Consider the following 19,615-nt stretch of genomic DNA (forward strand, 5'->3'; position numbering starts at 1 on the left):
TGGCAGTCAGAGGCGATGAAAGACGTGGTAGCCTGCGAAAAGCTTCGGGGAGTCGGCAAACAGACTTTGATCCGGAGATGTCTGAATGGGGGAACCCAGCCATCATAAGATGGTTATCTTAAGCTGAATACATAGGCTTAAGAGGCGAACCAGGGGAACTGAAACATCTAAGTACCCTGAGGAAAAGAAATCAACCGAGATTCCCTTAGTAGTGGCGAGCGAACGGGGACTAGCCCTTAAGTGGCTTTGAGATTAGCGGAACGCTCTGGAAAGTGCGGCCATAGTGGGTGATAGCCCTGTACGCGAAAATCTCTTAGTCATGAAATCGAGTAGGACGGAGCACGAGAAACTTTGTCTGAATATGGGGGGACCATCCTCCAAGGCTAAATACTACTGACTGACCGATAGTGAACTAGTACCGTGAGGGAAAGGCGAAAAGAACCCCGGAGAGGGGAGTGAAATAGATCCTGAAACCGTATGCGTACAAGCAGTGGGAGCAGACTTTGTTCTGTGACTGCGTACCTTTTGTATAATGGGTCAGCGACTTATTTTCAGTGGCGAGCTTAACCGAATAGGGGAGGCGTAGCGAAAGCGAGTCTTAATAGGGCGTCTAGTCGCTGGGAATAGACCCGAAACCGGGCGATCTATCCATGGGCAGGTTGAAGGTTAGGTAACACTGACTGGAGGACCGAACCGACTACCGTTGAAAAGTTAGCGGATGACCTGTGGATCGGAGTGAAAGGCTAATCAAGCTCGGAGATAGCTGGTTCTCCTCGAAAGCTATTTAGGTAGCGCCTCATGTATCACTGTAGGGGGTAGAGCACTGTTTCGGCTAGGGGGTCATCCCGACTTACCAAACCGATGCAAACTCCGAATACCTACAAGTGCCGAGCATGGGAGACACACGGCGGGTGCTAACGTCCGTCGTGAAAAGGGAAACAACCCAGACCGTCAGCTAAGGTCCCAAAGTTATGGTTAAGTGGGAAACGATGTGGGAAGGCTTAGACAGCTAGGAGGTTGGCTTAGAAGCAGCCACCCTTTAAAGAAAGCGTAATAGCTCACTAGTCGAGTCGGCCTGCGCGGAAGATGTAACGGGGCTCAAACCATACACCGAAGCTACGGGTATCACTTAGGTGATGCGGTAGAGGAGCGTTCTGTAAGCCTGTGAAGGTGAGTTGAGAAGCTTGCTGGAGGTATCAGAAGTGCGAATGCTGACATGAGTAACGACAATGGGTGTGAAAAACACCCACGCCGAAAGACCAAGGTTTCCTGCGCAACGTTAATCGACGCAGGGTTAGTCGGTCCCTAAGGCGAGGCTGAAAAGCGTAGTCGATGGAAAACAGGTTAATATTCCTGTACTTCTGGTTATTGCGATGGAGGGACGGAGAAGGCTAGGCCAGCTTGGCGTTGGTTGTCCAAGTTTAAGGTGGTAGGCTGGAATCTTAGGTAAATCCGGGATTCTAAGGCCGAGAGCTGATGACGAGTGTTCTTTTAGAACACGAAGTGGTTGATGCCATGCTTCCAAGAAAAGCTTCTAAGCTTCAGGTAACCAGGAACCGTACCCCAAACCGACACAGGTGGTTGGGTAGAGAATACCAAGGCGCTTGAGAGAACTCGGGTGAAGGAACTAGGCAAAATGGCACCGTAACTTCGGGAGAAGGTGCGCCGGTGAGGGTGAAGTACTTGCTACGTAAGCCCACGCCGGTCGAAGATACCAGGCCGCTGCGACTGTTTATTAAAAACACAGCACTCTGCAAACACGAAAGTGGACGTATAGGGTGTGACGCCTGCCCGGTGCCGGAAGGTTAATTGATGGGGTTAGCTAACGCGAAGCTCTTGATCGAAGCCCCGGTAAACGGCGGCCGTAACTATAACGGTCCTAAGGTAGCGAAATTCCTTGTCGGGTAAGTTCCGACCTGCACGAATGGCGTAACGATGGCGGCGCTGTCTCCACCCGAGACTCAGTGAAATTGAAATCGCTGTGAAGATGCAGTGTATCCGCGGCTAGACGGAAAGACCCCGTGAACCTTTACTATAGCTTTGCACTGGACTTTGAATTTGCTTGTGTAGGATAGGTGGGAGGCTTTGAAGCGTGGACGCCAGTTCGCGTGGAGCCATCCTTGAAATACCACCCTGGCAACTTTGAGGTTCTAACTCAGGTCCGTTATCCGGATCGAGGACAGTGTATGGTGGGTAGTTTGACTGGGGCGGTCTCCTCCTAAAGAGTAACGGAGGAGTACGAAGGTGCGCTCAGACCGGTCGGAAATCGGTCGTAGAGTATAAAGGCAAAAGCGCGCTTGACTGCGAGACAGACACGTCGAGCAGGTACGAAAGTAGGTCTTAGTGATCCGGTGGTTCTGTATGGAAGGGCCATCGCTCAACGGATAAAAGGTACTCCGGGGATAACAGGCTGATACCGCCCAAGAGTTCATATCGACGGCGGTGTTTGGCACCTCGATGTCGGCTCATCACATCCTGGGGCTGAAGCCGGTCCCAAGGGTATGGCTGTTCGCCATTTAAAGTGGTACGCGAGCTGGGTTTAGAACGTCGTGAGACAGTTCGGTCCCTATCTGCCGTGGACGTTTGAGATTTGAGAGGGGCTGCTCCTAGTACGAGAGGACCGGAGTGGACGAACCTCTGGTGTTCCGGTTGTCACGCCAGTGGCATTGCCGGGTAGCTATGTTCGGAATAGATAACCGCTGAAAGCATCTAAGCGGGAAACTAGCCTCAAGATGAGATCTCACTGGGACCTTGAGTCCCCTGAAGGGCCGTCGAAGACTACGACGTTGATAGGTTGGGTGTGTAAGCGCTGTGAGGCGTTGAGCTAACCAATACTAATTGCCCGTGAGGCTTGACCATATAACACCCAAGCAATTTGCTGACCTGAAAAGGCACCAGATTGCGGTGTGTGAAGACGCAATGAACCGAAAGTTCGCAACCATTCACAAAAGCCGCACAAACTATCGCATACCCAATTTGCTGAAGCGTCGAAAGACGATTCGGTACCCGAATTTCTTGACGACCATAGAGCATTGGAACCACCTGATCCCATCCCGAACTCAGCAGTGAAACGATGCATCGCCGATGGTAGTGTGGGGTTTCCCCATGTGAGAGTAGGTCATCGTCAAGATTAAATTCCGAAACCCCTATCTGCGTATGCAGGTAGGGGTTTTGTTTTTGTCCGCAGGAAAGTGCCGTAAAAAAGGGACAGTCTGATGGCTATCCCTTTTTCATCCCGAAGCGCTAATGAAACTTTGGCAACACGTACTCTGCAATCTCTTCAATAATCTGTGCGATGGGTCGTTCACTGCGCCGTAGGTGCAGGCCAACATGCTGTACTCCCGCTTCGCGCAATGCCTGAAGTTCATCAATCAACGCCAACCGTCCACAAGTGCCGCCGAACCGTACTCGTCGCATGGGGGCGTGGGGGTTGTCTGCGAGATCCAGGTGAATGAAGCTGACATAAAGTTTGTTGCCGCCAACCTCGCGCCACAACCCGACTCTGCGACGATGTTCGTCTGGCGTGCCTGGATAGGCGAGCCAACCGTCCATGTGTTGACCAATCCACGCTGGAGATTGTTGGCCAAGACCCGCAACGAGCAACGGTGCTGACTCACCTCGCTCGGGAAGCAAGCGAGCCCCCTCGGGTAAATGACCTTCCCCTTGGCTGCGCAGCAATTCAACGGTATCGCGGAAGATTTCACCGCGCCGATCGTAATCCACGCCAAACAACGGATACTCCATCGGGCGGTCACCACTGGCCACGCCCAGCAGCAGGCGCCCGTGACTCAACTCATCGACACTGTTAGCCGATTTCAACGTCAGCCAAGGCTGACGCAGCGGCAGTACAACCGCCGCCGTACCCAACATGATGTTTTCGGTAATGCCGGCCAGGTACCCGAGATAGGAAAAGGTTTCGAAAACCTGTGCCGCATCACCGAAATGCGGGTCATAAATCGGCACATCACGAACCCAAAGGGCACGAAAACCCGACTTGTCGGCCAGGCGCGCCATGGCCGCGTGCTGCCTCAGGTCCGGTACGCCAAAAGGTCGACCTTCGGCCATCCGCAGACGTTGACCGCCGCTGGACCAATCATTGTCGAGTGGCAGTTCCAGTCCGATGGAAAACCCATTCGGCCCAAGCAATCGTTGAAATCGTGGATGCATGTATAAACTCCCAAAAAACAGAACGGAATGACATGCACCCAGTATTCACGGGCTAATCAGCAAGAAAAATGCACGAATGGGAATATCTGTCTTGATTAGGACGCACGAGTCAGCGGCAACCGAGATCACTTTGCGACGCTCGACGACTGCCCTTAGAGGAAATCGCACTAAAGTGACCGGGCAGTTTTTGTTATGGTGCAGCTCGTTTTTTAACGGACTGATTTCAAGCCCACGGATCGGCACTTCCTCTTCAAAGAGTTGGTCCAGAAATGCCCGAACCGATACCGATCAAGGACCACGAAAATGAGACGCGCCTGGTCAACAAAAGGCTGATCGCCTGCGCCTTGTTTGTCGTCGCCATTACCTGCGCGCTGGTGGTGCGCATGTATGTCCTGCAAGTGGTCGAATTCGACTATCACTCCACGATCTCTGAAAACAACCGTGTCCACGTCCTGCCGATCACCCCGACTCGCGGGTTGATCTATGACCGCAATGGCGTGGTTCTGGCGGACAACCGGCCCAGTTACAACCTGACCATCACCCGCGAGCGCGCTTCGGACGTCAAGCAAGAACTGGACGAAGTGATCAACCTGCTGCACTTGCCTGCCGAAGACCGCGCGCTGTTCGACAAAGCGATGAAGCAGGCACGGCATCCGTTCGTACCGGTCACGCTGTTCTATGAGCTCAGCGAAGAACAGATTGCGGTGCTCGCGGTCAACGAATTCCGCTTGCCTGGCATCGATGTCGAACCGCAGTTCGTACGCCACTATCCATTCGCTGAACACTTCGCTCATTCAATCGGCTACGTCGGTCGTATCAACGAGAAAGAATCCAAGGCCCTGGACTCGGTCGAATACCGTGGCACTCAATCCATCGGCAAAACCGGGGTTGAAAAATTCTACGAGTCGGAACTGCATGGCCATGTCGGTTACGAAGAAGTTGAAACCAACGCTCAAGGGCGCGTGTTGCGAGTGCTCAAGCACACCGACCCGGTTCCGGGTAAAAACATCGTCCTGAGTCTAGATGTCAAACTTCAGGAAGCCGCCGAGCAAGCCTTGGGTGACCGCCGTGGTTCGGTGGTTGCGCTTGATCCGTCGACGGGTGAAGTGCTGGCCATGGTCAGCAAGCCCAGCTTCGACCCGAATCTGTTCGTCACCGGCATCAGCCTCAAGGAGTACGCGGCGCTGCACGATTCTATCGACCGGCCGCTGTTCAACCGCGTGCTGCGCGGCCTCTATGCGCCGGGCTCGACTATCAAGCCGGAAGTCGCGATCGCAGGCCTCGATGCGGGCGTGGTCACGCCGCAGACCCGAGTCTTCGATCCGGGCTACTACCAACTGCCGGACTTCGATCACAAATACCGCAACTGGAACCACAGCGGTGACGGATGGGTGGACATGGACGCGGCGATCATGCGTTCCAACGATACCTATTTCTACGATCTGGCCCACAAGCTGGGCATCGATCGCCTGCACGACTATATGGCGATGTTCGGTCTCGGTGAAAAGGTCTCGCTGGACATGTACGAAGAGTCTCCCGGATTGATGCCGTCCCAGGCCTGGAAGCGCGCCACGCGGCGCCAGCCTTGGTTCCCGGGTGAGACGGTGATCCTCGGCATTGGCCAGGGCTACATGCAAGTCACGCCGCTGCAACTGGCCCAGGCCACCGCGCTGATCGCCAACAAAGGGGTGTGGAACCGCCCGCACCTGGCCCGGACTGTGGACGGTGTCGCACCGGTGGATGAGCACCCGATGCCGAATATCCTGCTCAAGGATCCCCGTGACTGGGAGCAGGTCAACCATGGCATGCAGATGGTCATGCACGATGCCCGAGGCATTGCCCGGGCAGCCGCAGTGGGGGTGCAGTACCGCATCGCCGGCAAGAGCGGCACCGCGCAAGTGGTGGCAATCAAGCAGGGTGAGCGTTACAACCGCGCGAAGACCCTGGAACGCAACCGCGACAACGCCTTGTTCGTCGGTTTCGCACCGGCGGAACACCCCAAGATTGTCATTTCGGTGATGATCGAAAACGGCGAGGCCGGTGGCCGCGTCGCCGGTCCCGTGGTGCGGCAGATCATGGACGCCTGGCTACTTGATCAGGGCGGTCACTTGAAGCCGCAATACGCCGCGCCGAGCAAACCGCCGGGCGATCCTCACGTCTGAAAGCCATCGCGATCCACCTGTCGAAACACAAACGCCCTACGGCACTTGCCATAGCCCTTACGTTAACGTAAAGATTGCGGCAGGGCGCCGTTGTACCAAGGCGCAGGGCGGACCGACCCGGAGCGCTTGATGACACTCATAAAAACAAACTCCCCCAAATTGCACCGCGAAGCCCGGCTGGCCCGGGAAAAGCTGCATCTGGAAGGCGAAGTGCCGGACGGCGTCCTGCGCGCCGAAATCGATGCCTCGTGGCGGCGCAGCCTCAGCCATGGCGTGCATTTCAACGCCAAGCATGAACTGGCGCTGGAATCGACGGCCAGCCTGGATGTTCTGCTGGCAAGCAACCGGCTGCTGATCGATGCGGCACTGCCGGCGATCGATTACCTGGCCGAACGCCAGGGCAAGGAAGGGCTGATCATTCTCGCCAACTCCGAGGCGACCATTCTCGCGGTCGAAGGACGCGCCGACCGTCTCAAGGGCAGCGGTCTGCAAGACATCACCCTCGGTGCCTGCTGGAGCGAAGCCGTACGCGGTACCAATGCCCTCGGTACGGCGCTGGTGGAAGCCCGGCCGACCCTGATCGATTGCGGCGAACATTACCTGGATCGCCTCAGTGATTTCTCTTGCACCTCGGTGCCGATCCATTGCCCCCAGGGCGACATTCTCGGCGTCCTCGACCTGACCCGCGAAGGGCCACTGGGCCGCGCCCACGACAGCACCGCGTTGCTGGCCATGGCCGTCAGCCAGATCGAAAGCCGGGTGTTCAACGCCAGCTATCCGGACGAAATCGTCCTGGCCTTCCACAGCCGTCGGCAGTACCTCGAATCTCCCTGGCAGGGTTTGTTGGCCGTCAGCCTCGGCGGGCAGATCCTCGCGGTCAGTGCCCAGGCCTGTCAGTTGCTGCATGCCGAGCGCTCGGCGCTGGTTGGTCGACGGTGCGAAGAGTTTCTCGGCGTCGATGGCCTGCAACTGTTGGCGCGGCTGCATCAGGGTGGCGTTGGCAGCCTGCAGACCGCCAAAGGCGAGTTCTTCTACAAAACCCTGCGTGCGCCGCAGCGTTCGATCAACGTCAGCACCCCGCCGCGCAGCGTCGCAAAACCCGCCAAGACCCAGCCGGACCTCGAATCGCTGGCCGGCAACAACGTGCGTTACGCCCGCGCGTTGCGCATGGCCCGCCAAGGCCTGGCCAACGAACTGCCGGTGTTGCTGTTGGGCGAAACCGGCACCGGTAAAGAAGTCATCGCCCGCGCCCTGCACATGGCTGGCAGTCGCGCCGAAAAGCCCTTCGTGGCGGTAAACTGCGCGGCCATTCCTGAAGGTCTGATCGAGTCCGAACTGTTCGGCTACCGCGAAGGCGCGTTCACCGGTTCGCGGCGCGGTGGCATGATCGGTCGTTTGCAACAGGCCCATGGCGGCACGCTGTTCCTCGACGAAATCGGTGACATGCCGCTGGCACTGCAAGCGCGTTTGTTGCGCGTGTTGCAGGATCGCAAGGTCGCCCCGTTGGGCGCTGGCGAAGAACAGGACATCGACATCGCATTGATCTGCGCCACCCACCGCGACCTCAAGCGTCTGGTGGAAGAACAACATTTTCGCGAAGACCTGTTCTACCGGGTCAACGGCATCAGCGTGATGCTCCCGGCCCTGCGCGAGCGCGATGACTTCAGCGCGCTGGTCAGCCGTTTGCTGGCCAGACTCGATGCGCCCACGGTGGTGCTGCATGACGACTTGAGTCGTTTGCTCGGCGGTTACCACTGGCCGGGCAACATCCGCCAACTGGAGATGGTCCTGCGTACTGCATTGGCCATGCGTGAGCCAGGGGAAACCGTGCTGACCCTCGATCACTTGCCCGACAGCATGCTTGACGACCTGAGCGCCAGCGAACGACCGCAGTCCGGGAGTATTCGCGAAAACGAACTGGAGATGATTCGCCAGTCCCTGGATAGCCATCAGGGCAACGTCTCGGCCGCCGCCGACGCCTTGGGCATCAGCCGCGCGACCCTGTATCGCAAGCTCAAACAGTTGCGCTCGTGATGCAGCGCCTGATCGTTCGGCTGATCGACAGCCAGAACCCCGAAGCTCTGCAATCAGCGCTGCGCTGGCTCTACAGTTTCGTGCGGCCCCATCGGCTGGCGATCGCCGGGCTGCTCGGCTTGTCGGTCTGTGCTTCGGCGTTGGTGCTGGTGCAACCGTGGCTGACCAAGCTGTTGATCGACGACGGGTTGCTCGCGCGCAATTTCCCGATGCTGGTGCTGATCGCCGGGCTGATGATCGTCGCCGGCTTGCTCGGCACGGCGTTGTCCGGGATCAACCGTTATCTGCACACGCGGCTGTCCGGGCGCATGCTGTTTGCACTGCGTGATGACCTCTATCGGCATTTGCAGACCCTGTCACCCAGCTTCTACGGCCAGCGGCGCATCGGTGACCTGATGTCGCGCCTCGACGGCGACGTGGCGGAGATCCAGCGTTTTGCCGTGGACTCGCTGTTCTCGGCGGTGTCCAGCGTGATTGGCCTGGTGGTGGCGCTGGCGATGCTGCTGACCCTGTCGTGGAAACTGTCGCTGCTGGCGCTGGTGCTGATTCCCCTGGACGTGCTCTGGCTGCGCTGGATGCGACGCAAGGTCGAGCGCGATGTGCGGCAGTTGCGCGAGCGTTCGGCAGACATGTCCTCGTTCATGGTCGAAACGCTGCCGGTGATGAAATTCATCCAGTCCGCCGGTCAGCAGCAGCGCGAAGCGCGGCGCCTGGAAAACCTGGGCCAGGGCTACATGAGCCAGTTGCTGCGCCTGCAAGTCACCGAGTTTTTCACCCAGGCCGTACCGGGCACGCTGACGTCCCTGTCCCGCGCCTGCGCCTTTCTGATCGGCGGATACTGGGTGGTGCAGGGCACTTGGCAACTGGGCGCGCTGATCGCGTTTTCGACCTACCTGGGCATGGCCGTCGGACCGGTGCAGAGCCTGCTCGGGCTCTATGTCGCTATTCAGCGAATGACCGTCAGCCTCGGGCGCGTGATGGAACTGCGCGGCGAACAGCCGACCGTCCTGACACCCGCGACGCCACAGCCGCTGCCGGCCTCTGGCGATCTGCGTTTCGATGACGTGCACTTCAGCCATCCGGGTCGATCGACCACCCTGCGCGGCATCCAGGCATCCATACCCTACGGTTTGAAAGTCGCCTTGAGCGGCGGCTCCGGCGTTGGCAAATCGACCTTGATCGACCTGCTGCAACGCCACCATGACCCGCAATCCGGTCGGGTGTTGCTCGGCGAAGTGGACCTGCGAGAACTGGATCTGTTCCAGCTGCGTCGGCGTATCGCCGTGGTCAGTCAGGACATCGTGCTGTTTCGCGGCAGCCTGGCCGACAACCTGGCCTATGCGGTGCCGAATGCCAGCCGCGAAGCGATTGCCGAAGTGGCACGCCTGGCACAACTCGATAGCCTGATCGCCTCCTTGCCCGAAGGCCTCGACAGCCCGCTGGGTGAGCGCGGGCAGCAGTTGTCCGGTGGGCAAAAACAACGCATCGCCATTGCCCGTGCGCTGTTGCAGGACCCTCTGATCCTGGTGCTCGACGAAGCCACCTCGGCGGTGGACGAAGCCACCGAGCGCGAAGTGATCGAGGCTATCGACCGCCTGTTCGCCGGGCGCACACGGATACTGATCAGCCATCGTCCTTCCACCCTGGCCGATGCCGATCTGCGCTTTGAATTGCTCGACGGCGTATTAATTTCCAAAGCGGTGCTGCATGAAGCCTGAGTTGCGTATTGGCGTGGTGGACAGCGGTCACTCGGCGGCGCAGCAGGTGCAAGTTATCGCCGGGCGGCGCTTTGCGCTGGTGGAGGACGGACTCACCGAGAGCGATTTGCACGGCGATCCCTTGGGCCACGGCAGCGCGGTCATCGAAGCCATCGGCCGCCGTGCGCCATCGGCATTGTTCTGCGTGGCCCAGGTGTTCGATCAGCGTGGGGTGACCAGTGCCTTACAAATTGCCACGGCGATCGACTGGCTGGTGGCCCGGGATGTGCGGCTGATCAATTTGAGTCTCGGCCTGCGTCAGGATCGCAGTCTGTTACGTGGCGCGTGCGCGGCGGCGGTGGCGAAGGGCGTATTGCTTTGCGCGTCCAGTCCGGCCCAGGGCGAGGGCGTGTTTCCGGCGAATTATCCACAAGTGCTGCGCGTGACCGGCGATGCGCGCTGCGCCGAACTCGAATGGTCGTGGCTCAACACCACCCAGGCAGACTTTGCCGCCTGCGTGCACGGCACTTATCCGGGGCAGTCGGGCGCCAGTCTCGGTTGCGCGGCGTTGAGCGGGCATATCGCTGCGTTCCTGGTGGCCCACCCCGAGGCGAGCAATGAACAGGTGATCGACTACCTGCAACGCAACGCTCGCTATCGCGGGCCTGAACGGCGCCTCGGGCCATGACCGCGATTGTGGTCTTAGGCGCGGGCCCGGCCGGTGCGGCGGTGGCACTGGGGCTGCGGCGCCTCGGCTATGCCGTCACGCTGGTCAGCGAGTGGCGCCGGTTTGCCGCGCTGGAGGGCGTATCCGTGCGGGTGCTGGAGGCCCTGCGCGGTGCGGGACTGCATCACGCTTTGGAGGAAGCGGCGCTGCCTTCTCAACGGCAGGTCAACTGGAACGGCCAGCAACACGCACAAAACATCGAATTCCTGCTGGATCGCCCGACCTTCGATCGCGGCCTGCGCCAAGACTTGCGCGCGGCTGGCGTGCTGTTGATCGAAGGCCGGGTGCTGGGCGTGCAGTCATTCCCCGATGGGCATCGCATCGACATCGAAGGCCGCGAAAGCCTGAGCGCAGACTTTCTGGTCGAAGCCCGTGGGCGTCAGGCACCGGCGCTCGGCAAGGGCCTGCGCGGGCCGGAGACGGTCAGCCTGCTCAATCGCTGGCAAGGCACCCCGGGCGACACCGCCAGCGCCGTGGAAAGCCTTGAGGACGGCTGGGCGTGGATGGCGCGGCGGGCCGACGGCCAGTGCTACTGGCAATGGACGGTGGACGTGGCCAGCGCCGGGTTGCCGGGCAAGGCGCAGTTGCTGGCGTACTGTCGCCAGCGGCGTCGGGATTCGGCCGTGGCTCGGGCATTTTTTGCCGGCGAAGCGGAGGCTGATCTGAACCTGCACGCCCGCAGCAGCACAGCCATCCTGAGCCCGCAGGTGTGTGGCGATCACTGGATACGGGTCGGCGATGCGGCGATGGCGGTGGATCCGCTGTCGGGCAATGGCATCTTTCAATCGCTGTCGTCGGCATTGCAAGCGCCGACGGTGATCAACACCCTGTTGTGCAAACCCGAACGGGCTGCGCTGGCCCGGCGTTTTCACCAGCAACGAGTGGAACAGCTGTTTTTGCGTTTCGCACGGATCGGTCGGGATTTCTATGCCGATGAGCAGCGCTGGTTGAGCCAGCCGTTCTGGGAGGCGCGTCGACAGTGGCCGGATGCCGAGATCGCCCATGCCGAGGCGGATTTCAGTGCGCTGCGGATCGAGCGGGCGCCGGTGTTGCGCGACGGGTTTGTCGATGAGGCCGAAGTGGTGATCACGGCGGATCAGCCGTTGGGAATCTGGCATGTACAGGGGATTGAGCTGGCACCATTGATACGGCGGTTGCGCACCGAGCCGGCCGAGCAGGCGCTGGCCGGGCTGACGGTGGAGCAGGGGAGGATGGTTCGCAGTTGGTTATTGGCTCAAGGCTTCAAACCCTGAGATTTGTGCTGTCTGGACCGGCCCCATCGCGGGCAGCCCGCTCCCACAGTGATTTGTGAGATGCCGAAGAATTCAGCAACGCCACAAAACCTGTGGGAGCGGGCTTGCCCGCGATGGCGGCCGAAAGGGCCACGCTGTTACAGCTTGATCAACACCGACTTCAACTCCGTGTAATGCTCGATCGCCGCATAACCCATCTCGCGCCCGACCCCTGACATTTTGTAACCGCCGAACGGCAACGCCGGGTCCAGCGCGCTATGGCAGTTGACCCACACAGAACCGGACTTGATCCGCGGAATCATCCGGTGCACCGCCGCCAGGTCATTCGACCAGATACTCGCGCCCAAGCCGTAAGGGCTGTCGTTGGCCATGCGCAGCACATCGGCTTCGTCATCGAACGGAATCGCCACCAGCACCGGGCCGAAGATTTCTTCCTGCACCAGTGAGTGCTTCTGATCGACGTCGACGATCACCGTTGGCTTGACGAAAAACCCCGGCCCGAATTGCTCGCCGCCGCAGGCAATGGTCGCACCGCTTTCCCGGCCTTTTTCGATATAGCCATACACCCGCGCCTGTTGACGCGCAGAGATCAGCGGCCCCATGTCGACGCTCGGGTCCAGGCCGTTGCCGAGTTTCATGGCATTGGCGATGCCGGCGATGTCCGCCACCACATTGTCGAAATGCTTGCGCTGCACATACAGGCGAGACCCTGCGCAGCACACCTGGCCCTGATTGAAGAAAATCGCGCTGGCGGCGCCGGCGGCGGCGCTTGGCAGGTCGGCATCGGCCATGACGATGGTTGGCGACTTGCCGCCCAATTCGAGGGTGACCCGGGTCATCGAGTCCATGGCAATCTTGCCGATCTGCTGGCCCACGGCGGTGGAGCCGGTAAAGGTCAGCTTATCCACCAGCGGGTTGTGGGTCAGTGCGGAGCCGGCGGTGATGCCCGTGCCGGTGACCACATTGAACACGCCTTCGGGATAACCGGCTTCCAGTACCAGCTCCGCCAGCTTCAATGCGGTCAGTGGCGTTTCATCGGCAGGCTTGAGCACCACGGTGCAACCGGTGGCCAGGGCCGGGCCGAGCTTCCAGCAGGCCAGCAGCAACGGGAAGTTCCAGGCAACGATGGCACCGACCACACCCACCGCTTCGCGACGGATAAAACTGTGGAACTGATCGTTGGGCATCAGCGGCAACGACACCTCGACGCTGGAGCCTTCGATCTTGGTCGCCCAACCGGCCATGTAGCGCAGGAAGTCGATGGCCAACTGCACGTCCATCACCTGTGCGACGGCAGCGCTTTTGCCATTGTTCAGGCACTCCAGCTGCGCCAGCAGCTCGGCGTCGCGCTGCATCAGGTCGGCGAGTTTCCACAACAGGTTCTGCCGCTCCCGGGGGCGGGTACGGCTCCAGGCCGAGTCATCGAACGCGTGACGCGCGGCGAGCACGGCGCGGTCGACATCTTCCGGCGTGGCCCGTGGCACCACACAAAGCACTTCGCCAGTGGCCGGGTTGTGCAGGGGCATGGTCTGGCCGTCGGCGGCCTCGACCCAATCTCCGCCGATCAACATGCGCGGTGCGCGCTGGATGAAGGCCGAAGTGGCGGGGAGTAGATTCGGGAGGGACATGGCAAAGCCTCTTGTTGTTCGTGAGAACGAGACTTTCGCAATGGCTGTGCCAACTGCCCGGGAAGGCCTTATGGCCCACTGTTGGCGGGAGTTGGATAAAGCCCGGGACGGGCGGCAGCGGGGGAATTGTCGCAAATCGCGACGTCGGCTGAGACGCAAGCGACGGATTGGTCAGCCCCGGCCAGCGATGAGGCCAGGGCGTGTCCGGGGAGGGCTATTGGGAATCAGACCTTCTCATTGATTCTTTTGGCATCGCGTGCAGCCACGATTGCGGCATCCGTCTGCGGCGTCCCCAGTTCACCTTTACGCCATAACTGGTGTGAGAAATAGCCGTCGATGGCTTCAGCGCTTGGCGCGTTGCCCTTTGGCAGAAACAGGGCCGCCATATCAATAGTGTTGGCGAAGTTGTCTTTGGTCAGGTTGTACTTGCCCAAATGGCTGCCTCCCCAGCCTGCATCGGCCGCGACCAACTCGATGGACGTGTCCCGGTAGCCGTTCGCCGCCATTTTCAGTGAGCTTGAGGCATTGAGCAGTGAGTTCAGTTGATCCATGTCTGAAGCACTCAGCTCGTTGGCGGGGTTCAGCACTTTGAGGTTGCCATCGGCTTCAACGGTAAAGCCGAATTTCTTGTTGGCAAGATCCGGAAAAGCGTAACTCAAGGCCGACTTGAAGTCTTCGAACGCCAGTTTCAGCGATTCGTGCGCATTTTTGTGCTGTTCGGCAATTTGCGGGAAGTCAGCTGCCTGGGAACGGCCGATCCAGGTCTCGATGACTTCCATGGTCGGGCTGATTGTCTGGGCGTCATCGCTGGGATGGTAAACAGCCGCCGGATTGAGGTTGACCGCCGTCTTTTGGAGGTCTTCGCTGAGCGATGTCTTTGTCAATGGTTGGGCAGTTTTGCTCAGCTCAGCGGCTGATGGCTGGATAAAGACAGAGTTTAAAGAGATTGCCACGTCGTCATTCCCTGATCATTGGTCGTAAGTCGTTTATCGACGAGTTGAAGCCAGGCTTGAGCGATTGCGCTTCGATAGACGTTACTGAATATGTCGGGAGGTGTGTCGAGAGGTGGTTGCCGCCATGGGCATCTATGCTTGTCTCAGATTGCAACAGCTGTCGCGAAACTGGACGCCGGGGCTTGGTGCAAATGCCGGCGCAATGCGGGGAATAACCCGTAACTAGTTGATTAAAAAGATTATCGGGAAGCTGGCACGCTCCGTGTATTGCTCATTGCAGACGTTTCTCTTGCCTCCGTCTGCGGTGCGCCGCCGACGGCAGAAACCATAAAAACGATAAGCCACAACAATAATAAAGCACCGTGCGAGGTTCGACGTTGATGAAGAGAAGAATCCGATCAGGCATGAGCGCCAGCCTGCTGGCCGTGGCCGCTTGCGTGGCCCTGCATTCGCCGCACAGCCTGGCAGCCCGAGATGCCCAGACCGTCCTCAAGGAAACCTGTCAGGGCTGTCACACCCCAGAAGCCGATAACGCGCTGAGTCGCATCAGCCACCAGCGCAAGACGCCGGAGGGCTGGTTGATGAGCATCGCCCGGATGCAGACCATGCACGGTTTGCAGATCAGCGATGAAGATCGCCGCACGCTGGTCAAGTACCTGGCCGACACCCAGGGCCTGGCACCGAGCGAGACCGACGGCGTGCGTTATGCACTGGAACGCCGGCTCAACACCGCCGAGAAGTTCGACGAGCAGACCAGCCAGATGTGCGGTCGCTGCCACTCCGGTGCGCGGGTCGCCCTGCAACGACGTCCGGCCCAGGAATGGGAGCGTCTGGTGAACTTCCACCTCGGCCAGTGGCCGTCCCTGGAATACCAGGCCCTGGCCCGCGATCGCGACTGGTTCGATATCGCTCGCAAAGACATGGTGCCGCTGTTGGCCAAGCGCTATCCGCTGGACAACCCGGCCTGGAAGAAATGGCAGAGCGTGGCGCCGAAGTCCGATGCACTGGTGGGCGACTGGAGCTTCAGCGGTCATTTTCCGGGCAAGGGTGAACTGGCGGGTGTGATGAGCGTCAGCGCCGACGGCAGCGACACCTTCAAGGTCAGCGTCAAAGGCCAATACGCCGACGGCACCCCGTTCAACGGCGACGGCAGCGCGATTCTCTACACCGGCTACGAATGGCGCGGCAACGTGACCATCGACGGCGTGACCATGCGCCAGGTGTTCGCCGCCCAAGGCAATGCGATGCAGGGCCGGATGTTCGAGGCCGAGCACGATGAGCGTGGCCTGGACTTCGTCGCCGCCAAACAGGGTTCCGCCCGTTTGCTGGCGGTGCAGCCGGGTTATCTGAAGGCCGGCAGCGAAAGCGAAGTCACCCTGGTCGGCAGCGGTCTGAGTGGCAAGCCGAATTTCGGCAAAGGCGTGGAAGTGCTCGAAGTCATCGAGCAGAGCCCGCAGCGGATCAAGGTCAAACTCAAGGCCGCCGCCAATGCCCAGCCGGGTCTGCGCGTGGTCACCGTCGGTACGTTGAAAGGCCCGAGCTTGTCGGTGTACAACCAGATCGCCGAAGTCAAAGTCGTGCCTGAGTTCTCGGTGGCGCGGATCGGCGAGGGCGGCGGTTCGACGCCGAAAGTCCAGGGCCGATTCGACGCCGAAGCCTGGGGCAAGGGCGCCGATGGCAAGCCGTATCGGATCGGCGTGTTCCCGGCGCAGTGGAAGGTCGAGGCCTTCGACGACCGCGCCAGGGAAGACGAAGACGTCAAGTTCGCCGGCACCATGCAGGCCGACGCGGGCGTGTTCACACCGGGCGATGCCGGACCGAACCCGGCGCGCAAAATGTCCACCAACAATGCCGGCAACCTCAAGGTGATCGCCGCCGTCGACGACGCAGGGAAATCCCTGACCGGCGAAGGCCACATGATCGTGACCGTGCAACGCTGGAACAACCCACCCATTCCGTGATGTTGAAACGTGAGCTGCACTGACAGCAAAGGCTTCAGACACTTTTCGGAATGACCGCAAGCCCCGCAGAACGGGGCTTGCACAGGAGGTTTGCCATGGGCGCTATCTTGAATCTGGTCGAACGCAACTTGCACGAAGTGCACGTTGATGCCGACCGCATGCTGTTCCACATCCCCAGCAGCTCGCTGTTCGCCAGCGATGAACTGACGGGCACCATCATCGATACCTTGCGCGGCCCCGGCTGCTCGTCGGACGACCTGATCGAGCGGCTGGCTACGCGTTTCAACGGTGAAGAAGTCACCGAAACCCTGCGCGAGCTGATGGCCCTGGAACTGGTCAGCGACGGCTCGCCGCTGACCCCGGACATCGCCACCAAACGGGTCGAGCGCACGGCGATCAACACCGTGGTGCTCAACGTCAACACCGGCTGCAACCTGAGCTGCACCTACTGCTACAAGGAAGACCTGGACAAGCCCTCGGCCGGCAAGAAAATGGACGTTGAGACCGCCATTGCTTCGGTGGAGATGCTGCTGCGCGAATCCCCGGATGAAGAACGTTTCACCGTGGTGTTCTTCGGCGGAGAGCCGCTGAGCAATCGCAAGCTGATCGAGTACATGGTCGATTACTGTGAAAAGCGTTTTCGCGAGGCCGGCAAGTTCGTCGAGTTCGTGATGACCACCAACGCCACGCTGCTCACCGAAGAAACCGTGGACTACCTCAACGCCCACCGTTTCGGACTCTCGGTGAGTATCGACGGGCCGAAAACCGTGCACGACCGCAACCGCATCACCGTGGGCGGGCAGGGCACCTACGACGTGGTGCGGCGCAAGGCCGAAATGCTGCTGTCGCGCTACAACAGCCGTCCGGTCGGGGCGCGGGTGACCCTGACCACTGGCGTCACCGATGTCGAAACCATCTGGGACCACCTGTTCAACGAACTGGGTTTTGCCGAAGTCGGTTTCGCCCCCGTCACCTCAGGCGACATCAGCACGTTCAACCTGACCAGCGACGAACTGATCGAAGTCTTCGCCAACATGAAGAAGCTCGGTCGACGTTACCTGGAAGCGGCGCTGGAGCACCGCAACATTGGCTTCTCCAATTTGCATCAGTTGATCACCGACATCCACGAGGGCCACAAAAAAGCCCTGCCCTGCGGTGCGGGCCTGAAGATGCTGGCGGTCGATCACAAGGGTGAGTTGAACCTGTGCCACCGCTTTACCGGTTCGAGCCTGCCGACCTTCGGCAACGTACACAGCGGCGTGAAACAGGTCGAGCTGAACGACTTCCTGTCCCAGCGCCTCGACCGTACGAACACCGGCTGCGAAGACTGCCAGATCCGTAATCTGTGCTCTGGTGGCTGCTACCACGAAAGCTACGCCCGCTACGGCGACCCGACCCATCCGACCTATCACTACTGCGAACTGATGCGTGACTGGGTCGACTTCGGCATCGAGGTCTACACCCGGATCATGGCTCATAACCCTGCGTTCATCAGCAGCTACATCACTCCGCGCAAGGCTCACTGATATGAAACATCTCAAGGCAATCAATAACAAAGCGTTGAAGCTGGATCAGGCCGCGGACGAAAACCGCATCGAAGAAGTGGTGGCGATGAGCTCCGTGGCGGGCTGCGCCTCGACCACCGACCCGGGTTGGGAAATCGATGCGTTTGGCGGTGTGTCGTCCCTTTGCCAGCCGATGGAAGCCGACCTGTATGGCTGCTCCGATCCGTGCTGGTGGCCGGCCCAGGTGCCCGACATGATGAGCACCTATCCGGACTGGAACAAGGATGCCCAGGCGTCCAACGAAAACTGGCGCAACCTCGGCACGGTCTTCCCCAAAGACAAGTGATCAGATAAGAAGAAGGATTCCAGCATGCACAGCATCAAAGCCTGCGGCCTGGCCGCTTTCGCCCTCCTGAGCACCTGTTCGCTCAGTGTTCTGGCCGATGAAAACACCGCATTGCAAGACGGTCACGAATACATGTTGACCACCAATTACCCGAACAACCTGCATGTGATCGACCTGTCCACGGACACCTTGTACAAGACCTGCAAGATGCCCGACGCCTTCGGTCCCGGCACCGTGCAACTGTCGCCGGACCGCAAGACCGCCTATGTGCTGAACAACCACTATGCGGATGTCTACGGCGTCGAACTGGACAGCTGCAAGCAGGTGTTCCATGCCAGCATCACCCAGAAGCCGGGGGAGAAAGCGCGGTCGATGTTCGCCTTTACCCTCAGCCACGACGGCAAGGAACTGTTCACCGTCGCCAACCCGACGTTGATGCTCAACGACCGCTACGAAGTGCAGCAGCCGCGGCTCGACGTGTACAAGACCGACGCCGGCATGGACGCCAAACCGGTGCGCAGCTTCCCGGCGCCGCGACAGCTGACCATCATGCAGAGCGGTGACGACGGCACGCTGTACGTGGCGGGGGCGGATGTCTACAAGGTCAACGTGCAGACCGGCAAATTCGACGTGCTGATCCCGAGCCGTCACTGGAAGCGCCCGAACTACAGCGCCCCGGACGTGCTCTACGTGTGGAACCAGCAGACCTATCGCCATGACTTCTCGCTGCTCTACACCGCCGCGAAATTCAAGGACAAGAAACAGGACCCGGCCACTGCCGAATACCTGTATGGCCTGTTCAGCATCGACCTGAAAACCGGCAAGACCGAAACCACTGACTTCGGTCCCCTGACGGAAATCTACTTCAGTGGCATGCGCTCACCCAAGGACCCGAACCTGATGTTTGGCGTGCTTAACCGCCTGGCCAAGTACGACATCAAGGAGAAGAAAATGCTCCAGTCCGCCACGCTGGATCACTCTTACTACTGCATTTCCTTCAACAAGGACGGGAGCAAGATCTACCTGGCCGGGACCTTCAACGATGTGGCGATCTTCGATGCCGACAGCCTGAAGCAGATCGGCAGCATCAAGATGCCAGGCGGGGATATGGCGATTACCACGGCGCAGGTGTTTGTGCGGTAATCACGTCGCCTGAGCTGCCTTCGCTGGCAAGTCAGCTCC

Annotated in this window: 12 protein-coding genes and 2 rRNA genes (1 of these 14 running past the window's edge); 11 read left to right on the forward strand and 3 right to left on the reverse strand. The window is 59.8% G+C overall.

Translation table 11 applies throughout. The features are described from left to right. A 23S ribosomal RNA gene (locus BLV61_RS25290) occupies window positions 1–2,859 on the forward strand; it begins 33 nt to the left of the window's first position. A 155-nt stretch (window positions 2,860–3,014) separates the two neighbouring features. Continuing rightward, window positions 3,015–3,130: ribosomal RNA gene (gene rrf / locus BLV61_RS25295) — 5S ribosomal RNA — on the forward strand. 113 nt (window positions 3,131–3,243) lie between these two features. Here rrf and BLV61_RS25300 read toward each other — a convergent pair. Further along, complete coding sequence (locus BLV61_RS25300) at window positions 3,244–4,167, reverse strand: TIGR03571 family LLM class oxidoreductase (protein WP_090468171.1); 924 nt, start codon at window positions 4,165–4,167, stop codon at window positions 3,244–3,246. A 269-nt stretch (window positions 4,168–4,436) separates the two neighbouring features. Here BLV61_RS25300 and mrdA point away from each other — a divergent pair, with 269 nt between their 5' ends. The 5 genes from mrdA to qhpG all read left to right on the forward strand — a co-directional run bounded on the left by mrdA (window position 4,437) and on the right by qhpG (window position 12,040). Beyond that, a complete protein-coding gene (gene mrdA, locus BLV61_RS25305; RefSeq protein WP_090468173.1) occupies window positions 4,437–6,329 on the forward strand; it encodes a penicillin-binding protein 2 in 1,893 nt (630 codons plus the stop codon). 129 nt (window positions 6,330–6,458) lie between these two features. Beyond that, entirely contained in the window at window positions 6,459–8,363 is a 1,905-nt protein-coding gene (locus BLV61_RS25310; RefSeq protein ID WP_090468175.1) for a sigma-54-dependent Fis family transcriptional regulator, read from the forward strand. Next, window positions 8,363–10,081: an ABC transporter ATP-binding protein gene (locus BLV61_RS25315; RefSeq protein WP_090468177.1), complete on the forward strand. Its 1,719-nt coding sequence runs from the start codon at window positions 8,363–8,365 to the stop codon at window positions 10,079–10,081. Before BLV61_RS25310 ends, BLV61_RS25315 begins: the two co-directional genes overlap by 1 nt. After that, a complete protein-coding gene (gene qhpE, locus BLV61_RS25320; RefSeq protein ID WP_090468180.1) occupies window positions 10,071–10,748 on the forward strand; it encodes a subtilisin-like serine protease QhpE in 678 nt (225 codons plus the stop codon). Before BLV61_RS25315 ends, qhpE begins: the two co-directional genes overlap by 11 nt. After that, the gene (qhpG, locus tag BLV61_RS25325; RefSeq protein ID WP_090468182.1) at window positions 10,745–12,040 is read left to right on the forward strand and encodes a flavin-dependent monooxygenase QhpG; all 1,296 of its coding nucleotides are present in this window, start codon (window positions 10,745–10,747) and stop codon (window positions 12,038–12,040) included. The genes qhpE and qhpG overlap by 4 nt, the downstream gene beginning before the upstream one ends. A 137-nt stretch (window positions 12,041–12,177) precedes the next feature. Here the strand turns inward: qhpG and BLV61_RS25330 are convergent, their stop codons facing one another. Continuing rightward, entirely contained in the window at window positions 12,178–13,668 is a 1,491-nt protein-coding gene (locus tag BLV61_RS25330; protein WP_090468184.1) for an aldehyde dehydrogenase family protein, read from the reverse strand. Window positions 13,669–13,892: 224 nt separating this feature from the next. Further along, window positions 13,893–14,552, reverse strand: coding sequence for a hypothetical protein (locus tag BLV61_RS25335; protein ID WP_244159922.1), 660 nt, complete (start codon window positions 14,550–14,552; stop codon window positions 13,893–13,895). A gap of 449 nt (window positions 14,553–15,001) precedes the next feature. Here BLV61_RS25335 and peaA point away from each other — a divergent pair, with 449 nt between their 5' ends. The 4 genes from peaA to peaD all read left to right on the forward strand — a co-directional run bounded on the left by peaA (window position 15,002) and on the right by peaD (window position 19,576). Further along, the gene (gene peaA / locus BLV61_RS25340) at window positions 15,002–16,582 is read left to right on the forward strand and encodes a quinohemoprotein amine dehydrogenase subunit alpha (protein ID WP_090468188.1); all 1,581 of its coding nucleotides are present in this window, start codon (window positions 15,002–15,004) and stop codon (window positions 16,580–16,582) included. A 95-nt stretch (window positions 16,583–16,677) separates the two neighbouring features. Next, window positions 16,678–18,108 carry a quinohemoprotein amine dehydrogenase maturation protein gene (peaB, locus tag BLV61_RS25345; RefSeq protein WP_047527340.1) on the forward strand — a complete coding sequence of 477 codons (1,431 nt, stop codon included), beginning with the start codon at window positions 16,678–16,680 and terminating at the stop codon, window positions 18,106–18,108. A 1-nt stretch (window position 18,109) separates the two neighbouring features. Continuing rightward, the gene (gene qhpC / locus BLV61_RS25350) at window positions 18,110–18,433 is read left to right on the forward strand and encodes a quinohemoprotein amine dehydrogenase subunit gamma (protein WP_007971075.1); all 324 of its coding nucleotides are present in this window, start codon (window positions 18,110–18,112) and stop codon (window positions 18,431–18,433) included. Between the two features lie 24 nt (window positions 18,434–18,457). Continuing rightward, window positions 18,458–19,576 carry a quinohemoprotein amine dehydrogenase subunit beta gene (gene peaD / locus BLV61_RS25355; protein ID WP_047527344.1) on the forward strand — a complete coding sequence of 373 codons (1,119 nt, stop codon included), beginning with the start codon at window positions 18,458–18,460 and terminating at the stop codon, window positions 19,574–19,576. The last annotated feature ends 39 nt before the right edge of the window (window positions 19,577–19,615 follow it).

The organism is Pseudomonas mohnii, assembly GCF_900105115.1.
GTDB lineage: Bacteria > Pseudomonadota > Gammaproteobacteria > Pseudomonadales > Pseudomonadaceae > Aquipseudomonas > Aquipseudomonas mohnii.